The following is a 12,178-nucleotide window of genomic DNA, read 5'->3' as shown; positions in this document are numbered from 1 at the left end:
TCCCTTCGGTCGAAATGACAAACTGGACGAAAAAAGGCTTTCTGAAAATCATCAGAAAGCCTTTTTGTATAATAATAGATTTCTTGAAAATCCGTGAAATTCGTGTTTTAATTCAAACTGAAATTATAAATAATCTTTCCAACTTGTTTAGAGGGAGCATCATTGTCAGATTCCCATTTCGTATTCATAGCTGCAATTCTAGCTTGGTCTAATAAACATTTTGCAGTATTTGTTGTTCCTTTAATTCCAGGTGTTGCGCTAATCGTTTTTCCGTTTTGATCTACGCTAATTTCAACAACAACTTTTCCTTCTTCATTACAAGTATATTTCGGTGCGGGTTTAGAAAGTGCTTTTCTTGTTCCTAGAGAATATCCAGTTCCCCCACCAGAACCTCCGCCGCTTCCGGCTCCGTATCCGCTTCCTGTGCCAATACCATTTCCGGTTCCGTTACCGCCTCCAGTTCCTCCGCCAGAACCGCCAGATCCGTAATAACCTTTAGAGTTTAAATCTCCTCCCGGTTTTCCTTTATTTCCAGCTGCTTTATCATCGCCATCACCGCCTTTGTTTGAACCTTTTAAAATGCTAGATAAAGCATCGTTTGTAGAGTTTGAAACTTTTGGTTTTTCGGGAACAGGTTTTTGTATTGGTTTCTCAACCGGAACAGGTTTTTTAGGTTTTTCTTTTACAGGAATCACAACATCCGTTTCATCGGCTTTTGTATTTTCCTGAGAAATAATAGCTTCTTCTTCAACAGCTTTTGCCGGAGCTTGTTTTACTTCATTTTTCACCTCCAGAACTTCACTTTTATAATTGGCTCCCGAACCTAAATCGCTGTCGCCAAAATTTACCGTTACGCCGCCACCGCCACCGCCGCCATCTGCAAGTGCGACGTTATTTTCGGGATTGTATGGAGGCCAAAAACGTATAAAAAACATCAACAAAATTATCAGACCACATATAATACTGGACATTATCAAAGATTTCTTCTTATCAGAAAGAGAGGAATTTAAGATAAATCCAAAAAGGAATCCAAAGAAAATGAATCCAATACGGCTAATAATTCTTGATGAAGAGCTCATTAATATTCTTTATTTGTTATTTGTTTTTTAAACGTTTAAAAGTACTAAAAATTGTTTAGACTGAAAGAGCTGTGCGTAATTTAACCGCAAAGTTCGCTAAGGTTTTACGCAAAGAACGCAAAGTTTTATCTGTTTAGATTTGTGTAAATCTGTGGGCTGAATAGGAGGCAAAGTTCTCAAAGCTGGATTTTGATTTTAACCGCAAAGTTCGCTAAGGTTTTACGCAAAGGAACGCAAAGTTTTTATCTGTTTTAATTTGTGTAAATCTGTGGGCTAAATTGAAGGCAAAGTTCACAAAGCAGGAATCCAAATAATCCTTTTAATCTGTGGCAAAACCAAAAAAAACGAGCCAAATAGAAATCTGGCTCGTTTATATATAAAGTATAAAGTAGATTATACTAATTGTTTCAATGCAATTTCGAATGCTGTTGCGCTGATATTTGTTTTTGATGAATTTAAAGCGTGCGCTTTTACAATTGCATTTTTTATAATTTCAGATGTATCGTTGAAAATAGCCTCATCTGTCATTTGAACTTTTTTCTCCATGAAATAAGCAAAAACTCTTGCCATTCCGCAGTTTGAAATAAAATCCGGGATTAAACTAACTTTATGATCTACTTCTTCCATAATTGAACCAAAGAAAATTTCTTTATCAGCAAAAGGAACATTCGCGCCGCAAGAAATAACCTCTAATCCGTTTGCGATTAAGCTGTCGATTTGGTTTTGAGTAACCAGCCTTGAAGCAGCGCAAGGCGTGAAAATTTCAGCACCAATTGTCCAGATTTTAGAATTGATTTCTTCAAACGGAATCATATTATCGGCAACTAATTTATTTCCGTCTTTATTTAAAAACAACGTTCTGATTTCTTCAAAAGAAAAACCATCTTCTTTAATTAATCCGCCATCGCGATCAATAATTCCGATCACTTTTGCGCCCATTTCAGCTAAATAAAAAGCCGCTGCAGAACCAACGTTTCCAAATCCTTGTACGATAGCTTTTTTACCTTTTATGTCTCCGCCGTAAGTTGCGTAGAAATGACGAACCGCTTCGGCAACGCCATAACCCGTAATCATATCAGCAACAGTATATTTTCTTGTAACGTCTGGTGAGAATTTTGGGTTTTCGATAACCTTAATTACACCCTGACGTAATTGACCAATTCTATTAATTTTATCCGCTTCCGTAGGTTTAAAATGTCCGTTGAAAACACCTTCCTGCGGGTGCCAAACACCACATTCCTCCGTCATTGGAATTACTTCGTGAATTTCATCAACATTTAAATCTCCTCCAGTTCCGTAGTAACTTTTTAATAATGGAGAAACCGCTTTGTACCAACGCTGTAAAACTCCTTTTTTGCGAGGGTCATTTGGGTCAAAATTTATTCCAGATTTAGCGCCGCCAATTGCCGGGCCCGAAACAGAAAATTTAACTTCCATTGTTTTGGCAAGCGACAAAACTTCGTTCATGTCTAAGCCTTTTCTCATTCTTGTTCCTCCGCCGGCAGCTCCTCCGCGCAGCGAATTAATTACAGTCCATCCTTCAGCTTCTGTTTCAGAATCTTTCCAGTTAAAAACAATTTCAGGTGCTTTATTTTCAAATTGTTGTAATAAATCTTTCATTTTGTTGTGATATGTTTATTTTGTGTAAATGTATGAAATAGAATAATGCGAATAATGTATTTTGCATCAAATTTATTAAACAAAAAAGAAAAGCCGAAAACTATTCGGTTTTCGGCTTTCTGAATATGTAAAATTTTAAGGATTATATTCCTAATAAGTGTTTTTTCAAAGTTTCGTCAACTGGTTTATCAGAAAGCCAGATTCCGAATAATGCTTTTTTGAAATCAAATCCCTGAACTTTTCCTTTCAAAACTTCATTTTTAAACACATTGATAGTTTGATCAAGTGGATTGTAAGCTAAAACGAATACATCTTTTTCTGTAATTGCGTCGCTTAAATACGTTTTGAATTGCTCGATTCTTGGTCGTAATTGCTCCAGATTGCTTCCTGCAGATTTTTCGAAACCAACATTCATCGCTTTGGTTAATTTATTTGAAGAAACCATAGATGAGGTAATTTCAATTCGAATTGCCATTTCGGTATCGCTGTCAATAATAAACTTTGGATCCTGACTTAATTGCGATAAATACAAGGCCTGCACATAAACTTCTAACCACATTTTAGATCTGCCGCCGGCTCCGTTAAGCTGCAAAGTTTTGTTTTGATAATCTATTTTTCTAGGAACAGTAACGCCATTTACCTCTAAATGAGTCTGGGCAGAAACTGCTGAAAATTGTAAAGTTAAAAGGAGTGTAAGTACTAGTAAAATCTTTTTCATGCTCTATCAATTATTTAATTTTAAGGCAAAAATAATGTTAATTTATCAATATTATTGCCTTTTTTTGGAAGTTTTTTTTTAGTTGTTTTTGATTTTTTTTACTCTATCGGTTTAGTAATCAAATTAGTAAGACTAGTTTTACGTAGATTTACGCGCTTTAGCAATTGTTTAATCTTTTCTACGGAGAAAATGGCTTAAAATTTACTTTTTTGAGGTTTTTAAATCGCATTTTTTAATATTGTATTTTACAAAAAACGCTGCAAAATTATAGTCTGTTTGAAGTAAATGATAAATTATTACGAAAACGTTATCGTTATCCTTGTTAATCTATTAAATTTATATGCATGCATTGTAAAATCCGCATTTAAAAATTATCTTTGGAAGCCTTTTAACCATAAATTGGCTTTTCAAAAAAAACAAATAAAAAACCACGAAAACTGAATTCTAAAATTTGGTTTAGAAAAACAATAAAATAAAACTATGGATTTTAATCTTACCGAAGAACATTTAATGATTCAGCAAGCTGCAAGAGATTTTGCTCAAAATGAATTATTACCCGGAGTTATTGAACGCGATGAGAAACAAATTTTTCCAACCGAGCAGGTTAAAAAAATGGGTGAACTTGGGTTCATGGGAATGATGGTTGATCCAAAATACGGCGGAAGCGGACTTGATGCAATCTCTTATGTTATTGCAATGGAAGAAATTTCTAAAGTTGATGCTTCGGCTTCTGTAGTAATGTCTGTAAATAATTCTTTGGTTTGCTGGGGATTACAAGAGTTTGGAACAGAAGAACAAAAACAAAAATATTTACCGGGATTGGCTTCAGGTCAAATTCACGGAGCGTTCTGTTTAAGTGAGCCGGAAGCAGGAAGTGATGCAACTTCGCAAAAAACAACTGCGATTGATATGGGCGACCATTATTTGGTAAACGGAACAAAAAACTGGATCACAAACGGAAACACAGCATCTGTATATTTAGTAATTGCGCAAACGCATCCTGAATTGAAACATAAAGGAATCAATGCTTTGATCATGACGAAAGATATGCCAGGTTTTTCTATTGGTCCAAAAGAACAAAAAATGGGAATTCGCGGTTCTGATACACACTCTTTAATGTTTAGTGATGTAAAAGTTCCAAAAGAAAATAGAATTGGTGAAGACGGTTTCGGATTTAAATTTGCTATGAAAACGCTTGCCGGAGGTAGAATTGGTATTGCTTCTCAGGCATTAGGAATTGCTTCTGGAGCTTATGAACTGGCTTTAAAATATTCTAAAGAGCGTAAAGCTTTTGGAACAGAAATCTGCAACCACCAAGCAATTGCTTTTAAATTGGCAGATATGGCAGTTAATATCGAAGCGGCTCGTCATTTATGTATGAAAGCGGCTTGGGATAAAGACCAGCATAAAAATTATGACGTGAGTGGTGCAATGGCAAAACTATTTGCTTCGCAAGTTGCAATGGATACTGCGGTTGAAGCTGTACAGATTCACGGAGGAAATGGTTATGTAAAAGAGTACCATGTAGAACGTTTTATGCGTGATGCAAAAATCACTCAGATTTACGAAGGAACTTCAGAGATTCAAAAAATCGTTATTTCAAGATCTGTTATCGCTGGATAATTTTTCTTTTAAATATATTCAAACCCTTTCAGGCTTTCTGCTTTGAAAGGGTTTTTTGTTGTCCAGCTAAACTATAATTTGAACGCTGATGACGCGGATTCGCTACCGCGATGACACAGATTGACGCGGATTTTTTATTTTCAAAAATAATAGAAATCCGTTTTATCAGCGTTTTCGCGGCAGCGAATCTGTATAATCCGCGTGCTTAAAACTTATCAAAAAGATAATCACGCAATTGTTAAATTAATTACATTTACACCAACAGATTTAATTTTTATGTACGAAGATTTAAAATACTGGTACTTGCGGGATCATAAATTGTTTAGAACGCTGAGCTATTCACAAATCAAACAATTGTGTATTATTACCGGTTTTAAAAAAGCATCAAAAGGAGAAATTATTTATTTTTCTTCTTCAGATGTGCCACGTATCTTTTTACTTAAAAAAGGGAATATAAAAATTGTTGCCATTGATGATGATGGCAATGAAACGATAAAAGACATTATTCAAAAAGGAGATTTATTTGGCGAATTGACTTTAGAAACTGATAATAAAGTCGAAGAATATGCAAAAGTACTTTCTGATGATGTTGTAATCTGTAGTTTTTTAATGTCTGATTTTGAAGATTTATTACTCCGAAATCCAACCTTGGCCATTTCATATACCAAATTTGTTGGTTTAAAAATGAAGCGCGTTAAAAATAGTTATGCCAATTTAATTTCTAAAGATGCCAAAACCAGATTGTACCAATTCCTAAAAGACTGGGCAGAACAAGAAGGTGTTAGAAACGGAAACACGGTAGCAATTGAAAATTATTTAACCCAAAATGATATCGCGCAAATCATCTGTACTTCAAGACAGACTGCTACGCAATTACTAAATGAAATGGAAACAAACCATCTGTTAAGTTATAACAGAAAAGAAATTATCATTCAGGATATCACCAAATTATAATTATTTTAAGCGAAGTGTAAATTAGCCGACATTTTGCTTTTTCATAGTACAATAATTTTACATCATCAAAAAGATGTAAAACCACTACACTATGAAAAAAATGCTTTTAATTTTTGTGGCAGCGCTAACCTCGGCTGCTCACGCGCAAAGCGAGATTCCTAAATCGGCGCTTGATATTGCTCCTTTATTAATAGGAGAAAAAATCCCGGAGTTTACTTTAAAAACTGTTGAAAATGCAGATGTAAGCCTTTCAGAATTACTTAAAAAGAAAAAAACAGTTCTAGTTTTTTATCGCGGCGGCTGGTGCCCGTATTGCAATTTACATTTGCAGGCATTGGCTGGAGCCGAAAAACAAATCATCGACCTAGGTTATCAAATTATAGCCGTAAGTCCAGATTCTCCAGAAAATTTAAAAATCACAGAAGAAAATGACAAAGTAAAATACACCTTACTTTCTGATTCAAAAGGAGAATTGATAAAAGCTGTAGGAATTGCTTATCAGGTTCCGGAAAACTACAAATCAGTAATTAACGTACATTCTAAAGGAATCAATACCAGTTTACTGCCTGTTCCTTCTGTTTTTGTTGTTAATACTGAGGCCGATATACTTTTTGAATATATCTCGCCAGATATTAAACAGCGCATTTCCACAGAATTATTAGTGTCAGTATTAAAAAACCTTAAATAAAACAAAGATGAAAAAGATAGTATTATTGTTATTGATTTTAGTTTCAGGCAGTTCGTTTGCTCAAAATGATGCCAAAAGAGTAAGCCAGTATAATTTAGAAAATAAAGTAGGGATTCAGGGTTATGATCCGGTTGGCTATTTTAATCAGGGAAAAGCAGTTAAAGGGAAAAAAGAAATTTCGACTTCGTATCAGGGAGTGACTTATAATTTTTCTTCAATTGAAAATAAAAATGCATTCTTAAAAAATCCATCAAAATATGAACCTCAATATGGCGGATGGTGCGCGTATGCAATGGGAAGTGCAGGCAAAAAAGTAGAAATTAATCCGGAGACTTTTAAAATTAGTGATGGAAAACTTTATCTGTTCTACAATGCTTATTTTAATAATACGCTGAAAAGCTGGAATCCAGACGAAGCAGAGTTAAAAGTTAAGGCCGATAACAACTGGAAAAAAATATACAAATAACCCGAAGCCATGAAAAAGGAAATTTTAATATGGATTTTGAGAATAACGGCTTCAGTAATTTTATTGCAAACCTTGTTTTTTAAATTCAGCGGGGCAGAAGAAAGTGTTTATATTTTCTCGACTTTAGGCGTAGAACCTTACGGAAGAATTGGTTCTGCAATTGCCGAATTAATTGCTGCAATTTTGATTTTAATACCGAGAACAACCTGGCTTGGTGCTTTTGGCGCAGCCGGAATTATGATTGGAGCTATTTTGTCACACTTATTTGTTTTAGGAATTGAGGTTCAAAACGACGGCGGATTACTTTTTGCTTTGGCCGTTATTACATTATTATGCAGTTTAGGTTTGCTTTATTTCAATAAAAACAAATTGTTTAATCTTCTAAATTAAAAGTTATGTTACTAAAATCAATACGCCGCAGTTTAGATGAGTTAACGGATTTATTAAATCAATTATCGGATAAAGATTATTCAAAATCCTGTCAGGCTTTAAGCAATGCCACTATTGGCGAACACACAAGACATATTCTCGAAATGTTTCAATGTCTTCAAAATGGCTATGAATCGGGAATTATAAATTATGATAACCGCGAAAGAAATATCAGAATTCAAACCGAAACCGAGTTTGCAAAACAATGCATTACCGAAATTAAAGAAAGTTTGAAAAGCGAGAATAAAATAATGTTTCTGGAGCAGTTTATTGACGGACTTGACATGAGAATTCAAAGTAATTATTACAGAGAATTGCTTTATAATCTGGAACATTGCGTGCATCATCAGGCTTTAATAAAAGTGGCAGTACTGCAATTTGAAAATATTTTAGTAGATGAAAATTTTGGCGTAGCGCGCTCGACTATCGAATATAGAAAACAATGTGTACAGTAAGTTTTATAAACAATAAAGGAGTTGTCATTATTACTTCAAACCGGGACGAAAAAGTAATTCGTCCCGGTGCTGTTGTGCCCAGAAATTACTGTCACAACGGCAAAAATATAATGTATCCAAAAGATTCAAAAGCGGGAGGAACCTGGTTTGCAATGGATGAAAACGGAACTGTGTTGGTTTTATTAAATGGAGGTATTACAAAACACATTCCCGTACTTCCCTATAGAAAAAGCCGCGGATTAATTGTTCTGGATATTATCGAAAAGGATTCGCCAAAGGATTTTTGGAAACAAATTGATCTCGATAATATTGAACCCTTTACGCTGGTTTTGTATCAGGAAAAAGTTTTGTATGAATTGATTTGGGATGGTTTCAGTAAAAGAACAACAAAGCTAGATGAAACTCAAAACTATATTTGGTCATCGGTTACTTTATATCCTGAAGAAGTTAGAAAAGAAAGAGCTAATTGGTTCTTCGATTTTGTAAAAGATAAAAATGAAATCTCGGCTTCAGATATGCTCGATTTTCATAAAAATACACACAGCGATGATGCGCAAAACGGTTTAATCATTAACAGAGAAAATATGATGAAAACCTTAAGTGTAACGCAAGTGGTGACAGAACAAAATAAAGGTGCAATGAAATATTACGATTTAATAAAAACAGAAGATTTTTCAACCTCTTTTATTCGAATTTAAAATGTAAACCTATGAAACTATTTTTTCACAAAGTAACCAATTGGGAATATTGGCCCTTTCAGGTTTTGTACTTTCCTATTTATTTTCTTTGGGCGTATTATGCTGTCAAAGCAAGATCTATTTTCTTCTTTAATGCCTCCAATCCTAAAATTAAAAATGGCGGTTTTATTATGGAAAGCAAAAAACAGATTTATGATTTACTGCCTAAAAATCATTATCCCAAAACAGTTTTAATTCGGGAGAAATCTGATTTAAAAGACATTGTCAATCTATTGGTCGAAAAACAAATCTATTTTCCATTAATCGCAAAACCAGATATTGGTTTGCGCGGTTCTGGAGTAAAAAAAATAAAAACTGTTTCTGAATTGACTGATTATGCGAGTAAAGCAAATTTTGATTTTTTACTGCAGGATCTTATTCCGTTTGAAAAAGAAGTCGGCATTTTTTACGTACGCCGTCCGCTTCAAAAAAACGGAAAAATTACAGGAATTGTTTCTAAAGAATTTTTGATTGTAACCGGAGACGGAAAATCTACAATTGAAGATTTAATCAAACAAACGCCCAGATTTGAACTGCAGTTTGAGGTTTTAAAAGAAGAATATGGAGAAGAACTGCAGCGAATTTTGCCTAAAGACGAAACATTAAATTTAGTTCCGTTTGGCAATCATGCCCGAGGCGCAAAATTTCTTGACGGCAGCGATTGGATTACACCAAAATTGACAAAGACAATTGATGAAATTGCAACTCAAATTCCGGGATTTTATTTCGGACGTTTTGATATCATGTACAACACTTTTGAGGAATTAGAACGAGGAGAAAATTTTCAAATTGTAGAACTTAATGGAGCCGCGAGCGAGCCTACACATATTTACGATCCTAAACATTCCGTATGGTTTGCCTGGAAAGAACTGGCAAGACATATTACGTATATGTATGAAATAAGTGTTGAAAACCATAAAATGGGAGTTCCGTATTTAGATTACAAAGTGGGAATGCGCGAGTACAAATTGCATTTGGCGCAAAACAATAAAATCATGAATTTTTAAAAATGAAAAGTTTAAAAAATACCTTAGTTGGATTTCTCGTGAGTTTTCTGGGATCAATTCCGTTAGGATATTTAAATCTTGTTGGATTAGAAATTTATACCAAATCAGGACTTCATGATTTAGTTTTCTTTTTATTCGGAGTTATTGTAGTTGAAACTTTTGTCATTTATTTCACGCTGCTTTTTGCTAAACAACTCATGAACAATAAAAAATTAATGAAGATCATTGATTTTTTTGCAGTAGGATTCATGTTTGTTCTGGCCTTTGCTTTTTATTTCAATTTTAATCAGGAAACAAAATCAAACGGAATTTTACAGAACTATTTAATCTATTCTCCGTTTGTAATTGGGATTATTTTAAACTGTTTTAATTTTTTACAGCTTCCTTTTTGGGCGAGCTGGAATCTATATTTGCTTAACGGAAAGTACATTACCATCGAAAGAAAGTTAAAATATTATTATATTGCAGGAACTTTGATTGGTGTTTTTTTAGGGATGTTTAGTTTGATTGTAATTTTGCAGACTTTTTTTCAAAAAACAAATCAGTTTTCAAAGTACATAATGCCGGTTTTTATTCCAGTATTTTTCATAATTCTGGGAAGTATTCAGGTATTTAAAGTGTATAAAAAATATTTTAAATCAGCAGCTTTAGAAGTTTAAAAGCTAAAGTGCATCAAACTTTCGTTTATGAAAAAACTATACTTTCTTCTTCCATTTGTTTTTATTGCCTGTAAAACGAGCTCACCAGTTGTAAGTGAAAAAGAATCCAAATCAGAATCAACTGAAATAACTTATAAAGTAGAAGAATCTGATGTTTCGGATTTTTTAAAATACCTTTCTTCGGATGAATTAGAAGGACGTGAAACGGGAACAAAAGGAATAGAAAAAGCAGCAGTTTTTTTAGAAGATTTTTTTAAAAAGAATAATGTAAAACCATATTTCGCTTCTTATCGAGATACGTTGACTAATTTTAAATCTCCGGCTTTTAATATTGTTGGTGTTTTAGAAGGAACAGATCCGGCTCTTAAAAACGAATATGTTGTTTTAAGTGCACACTACGATCATATCGGAATTGAAAAAAAGAAACAAGCTGACCAAATTTTTAATGGTGCCAATGATGATGCTTCGGGCGTAACTGCTGTGGCGCAATTGGCAAAATATTTCAGTAAAACCCATTCCAATAAAAGAAGTATTCTTTTTGTGTTTTTTGCCGGAGAAGAAAAAGGTCTTTTGGGATCAAAAAGTATGGCTCCAAAACTGAAAGCAAAAAACTTTAATTTATATACTCAATTAAATATCGAAATGATTGGCGTTCCCATGAAACGTGATTATCTGGCCTACATTACAGGTTTTGATAAATCGAATATGGCTGAAAAAATAAATGAATATACCGGAAAAAAGACAATTGGTTTTTTACCAAAAGAAGCTGAATATAAATTGTTTTACAGATCTGATAATTATTCGTTTTTTGAAGCTTTCGGGAAACCGTGCCAATCAATAAGTACTTTTGATTTTGAAAATTTCGATTTTTATCACCACGTTTCAGATGAATTCAAAGTAATGGATATTCCGCACATGACGGCTTTTATTCAGGAGTTTTTACCAGCAGTAACTAAAATTGCAACAACTCCAACTGAAGAAATTACAATGAATAAATAACAGTTCATTATTTTGGTTTTGCTTATTTTTGCTGCATGAAAAATATTATTGTTACCGGAACGAGTAGAGGAATTGGATATGAATTAGCATTGCAGTTTGCCAATGCCGGAAATCAGGTTTTAGCGATTTCAAGAAAAATTCCAAAAACACTTTTAGAACATCAAAACGTAACCTGCTTATCAATTGATTTAGCCAATGAAACAGCTTTGCAGGAAGTAGAAAGTTTTCTTTCTTCAACCTGGAAAAAAGTCGATGCTGTAGTTCATAATGCTGGAGCTTTACTATTAAAGCCTTTTGCAGAAACCACACAAGCTGATTTTGAAAGTATTTATAAAGTAAATGTTTTTGCTGTAGCGAATCTTACCAGAGTTTGTTTGCCATTTTTACAAAAAGGAAGCCACGTTGTAACCATAAGCTCAATTGGCGGCGTACGTGGAAGTTTAAAATTTGCAGGATTAGCAGCTTACAGTTCAAGTAAAGGCGCAGTAATTACTTTAACCGAATTATTGGCAGAAGAATATAAAGAGAAAGGTATTTCGTTTAATGTTTTAGCTTTGGGTTCGGTTCAAACCGAAATGCTGAATGAAGCTTTCCCGGGTTATCAGGCTCCAATTTCTGCAGAAGGAATGGCGAATTATATTTATGATTTTACTCTTAACGGAAATAAATATTTTAATGGAAAAGTACTCGAAGTTTCATCTACAAATCCGTAATTCAAATTCCAATTTTCAAATTCCAAATTCC

14 protein-coding genes are annotated in these 12,178 nt (G+C 33.9%); 11 read left to right on the top strand and 3 right to left on the bottom strand.

Features of this window, described 5'->3' with window-relative positions; translation table 11 throughout:
• Nucleotides 1-107 precede the first annotated feature (107 nt).
• From B3C18_RS19580 to B3C18_RS19570, 3 genes are all read right to left on the bottom strand, one after another.
• Nucleotides 108-971, bottom strand: a complete 864-nt coding sequence (locus tag B3C18_RS19580; RefSeq protein WP_291150564.1) for an energy transducer TonB — start codon at nt 969-971, stop codon at nt 108-110.
• Nucleotides 972-1,472: 501 nt separating this feature from the next.
• On the bottom strand, nt 1,473-2,699 hold the full coding sequence (locus B3C18_RS19575) for a Glu/Leu/Phe/Val dehydrogenase dimerization domain-containing protein (RefSeq protein ID WP_256636121.1): 1,227 nt from the start codon (nt 2,697-2,699) through the stop codon (nt 1,473-1,475).
• 142 nt (nt 2,700-2,841) lie between these two features.
• On the bottom strand, nt 2,842-3,417 hold the full coding sequence (locus tag B3C18_RS19570; protein ID WP_053470767.1) for a chalcone isomerase family protein: 576 nt from the start codon (nt 3,415-3,417) through the stop codon (nt 2,842-2,844).
• 480 nt (nt 3,418-3,897) lie between these two features.
• On the opposite strand from B3C18_RS19570, the gene B3C18_RS19565 reads away from it, so the two are divergent.
• The 11 genes from B3C18_RS19565 to B3C18_RS19515 all read left to right on the top strand — a co-directional run bounded on the left by B3C18_RS19565 (nt 3,898) and on the right by B3C18_RS19515 (nt 12,147).
• Nucleotides 3,898-5,040: an acyl-CoA dehydrogenase gene (locus B3C18_RS19565; protein ID WP_291150551.1), complete on the top strand. Its 1,143-nt coding sequence runs from the start codon at nt 3,898-3,900 to the stop codon at nt 5,038-5,040.
• 276 nt (nt 5,041-5,316) lie between these two features.
• Nucleotides 5,317-5,994, top strand: coding sequence for a Crp/Fnr family transcriptional regulator (locus tag B3C18_RS19560; protein ID WP_291150548.1), 678 nt, complete (start codon nt 5,317-5,319; stop codon nt 5,992-5,994).
• A gap of 91 nt (nt 5,995-6,085) precedes the next feature.
• Nucleotides 6,086-6,682 carry a peroxiredoxin-like family protein gene (locus tag B3C18_RS19555; RefSeq protein ID WP_291150545.1) on the top strand — a complete coding sequence of 199 codons (597 nt, stop codon included), beginning with the start codon at nt 6,086-6,088 and terminating at the stop codon, nt 6,680-6,682.
• Between the two features lie 7 nt (nt 6,683-6,689).
• The gene (locus tag B3C18_RS19550; RefSeq protein ID WP_291150542.1) at nt 6,690-7,148 is read left to right on the top strand and encodes a YHS domain-containing (seleno)protein; all 459 of its coding nucleotides are present in this window, start codon (nt 6,690-6,692) and stop codon (nt 7,146-7,148) included.
• A 9-nt stretch (nt 7,149-7,157) separates the two neighbouring features.
• Entirely contained in the window at nt 7,158-7,538 is a 381-nt protein-coding gene (locus B3C18_RS19545; RefSeq protein ID WP_291150540.1) for a DoxX family protein, read from the top strand.
• 5 nt (nt 7,539-7,543) lie between these two features.
• Nucleotides 7,544-8,032 carry a DinB family protein gene (locus tag B3C18_RS19540; RefSeq protein WP_291150538.1) on the top strand — a complete coding sequence of 163 codons (489 nt, stop codon included), beginning with the start codon at nt 7,544-7,546 and terminating at the stop codon, nt 8,030-8,032.
• Entirely contained in the window at nt 8,020-8,730 is a 711-nt protein-coding gene (locus B3C18_RS19535) for an NRDE family protein (RefSeq protein ID WP_291150535.1), read from the top strand. The genes B3C18_RS19540 and B3C18_RS19535 overlap by 13 nt, the downstream gene beginning before the upstream one ends.
• An 11-nt stretch (nt 8,731-8,741) precedes the next feature.
• Nucleotides 8,742-9,776 carry a D-alanine--D-alanine ligase gene (locus B3C18_RS19530; RefSeq protein ID WP_291150532.1) on the top strand — a complete coding sequence of 345 codons (1,035 nt, stop codon included), beginning with the start codon at nt 8,742-8,744 and terminating at the stop codon, nt 9,774-9,776.
• 2 nt (nt 9,777-9,778) lie between these two features.
• Nucleotides 9,779-10,435: a hypothetical protein gene (locus tag B3C18_RS19525; protein WP_291150529.1), complete on the top strand. Its 657-nt coding sequence runs from the start codon at nt 9,779-9,781 to the stop codon at nt 10,433-10,435.
• Between the two features lie 27 nt (nt 10,436-10,462).
• Entirely contained in the window at nt 10,463-11,434 is a 972-nt protein-coding gene (locus B3C18_RS19520; RefSeq protein WP_291150525.1) for a M20/M25/M40 family metallo-hydrolase, read from the top strand.
• A 35-nt stretch (nt 11,435-11,469) separates the two neighbouring features.
• Entirely contained in the window at nt 11,470-12,147 is a 678-nt protein-coding gene (locus B3C18_RS19515; protein WP_291150523.1) for an SDR family NAD(P)-dependent oxidoreductase, read from the top strand.
• Nucleotides 12,148-12,178: the final 31 nt, after the last annotated feature.

It is taken from the genome of Flavobacterium sp. UBA7680, from assembly GCF_002482975.1.
In the GTDB taxonomy this organism is placed as follows: Bacteria; Bacteroidota; Bacteroidia; order Flavobacteriales; family Flavobacteriaceae; genus Flavobacterium.
Note: the sequence above shows the minus strand (reverse complement) of the source record. Positions and strands in the feature narration are given on the sequence as shown.

Coding starts and splice junctions, on each gene's coding strand:
- B3C18_RS19565 (WP_291150551.1), top strand. CDS start 3,898: ATGGATTTTAATCTTACCGAAGAACATTTAATGATTCAGCAAGCTGCA.
- B3C18_RS19540 (WP_291150538.1), top strand. CDS start 7,544: ATGTTACTAAAATCAATACGCCGCAGTTTAGATGAGTTAACGGATTTA.
- B3C18_RS19555 (WP_291150545.1), top strand. CDS start 6,086: ATGAAAAAAATGCTTTTAATTTTTGTGGCAGCGCTAACCTCGGCTGCT.
- B3C18_RS19520 (WP_291150525.1), top strand. CDS start 10,463: ATGAAAAAACTATACTTTCTTCTTCCATTTGTTTTTATTGCCTGTAAA.
- B3C18_RS19545 (WP_291150540.1), top strand. CDS start 7,158: ATGAAAAAGGAAATTTTAATATGGATTTTGAGAATAACGGCTTCAGTA.
- B3C18_RS19515 (WP_291150523.1), top strand. CDS start 11,470: ATGAAAAATATTATTGTTACCGGAACGAGTAGAGGAATTGGATATGAA.
- B3C18_RS19570 (WP_053470767.1), bottom strand. CDS start 3,417: ATGAAAAAGATTTTACTAGTACTTACACTCCTTTTAACTTTACAATTT.
- B3C18_RS19560 (WP_291150548.1), top strand. CDS start 5,317: ATGTACGAAGATTTAAAATACTGGTACTTGCGGGATCATAAATTGTTT.
- B3C18_RS19550 (WP_291150542.1), top strand. CDS start 6,690: ATGAAAAAGATAGTATTATTGTTATTGATTTTAGTTTCAGGCAGTTCG.
- B3C18_RS19575 (WP_256636121.1), bottom strand. CDS start 2,699: ATGAAAGATTTATTACAACAATTTGAAAATAAAGCACCTGAAATTGTT.
- B3C18_RS19530 (WP_291150532.1), top strand. CDS start 8,742: ATGAAACTATTTTTTCACAAAGTAACCAATTGGGAATATTGGCCCTTT.
- B3C18_RS19535 (WP_291150535.1), top strand. CDS start 8,020: ATGTGTACAGTAAGTTTTATAAACAATAAAGGAGTTGTCATTATTACT.
- B3C18_RS19525 (WP_291150529.1), top strand. CDS start 9,779: ATGAAAAGTTTAAAAAATACCTTAGTTGGATTTCTCGTGAGTTTTCTG.
- B3C18_RS19580 (WP_291150564.1), bottom strand. CDS start 971: ATGTCCAGTATTATATGTGGTCTGATAATTTTGTTGATGTTTTTTATA.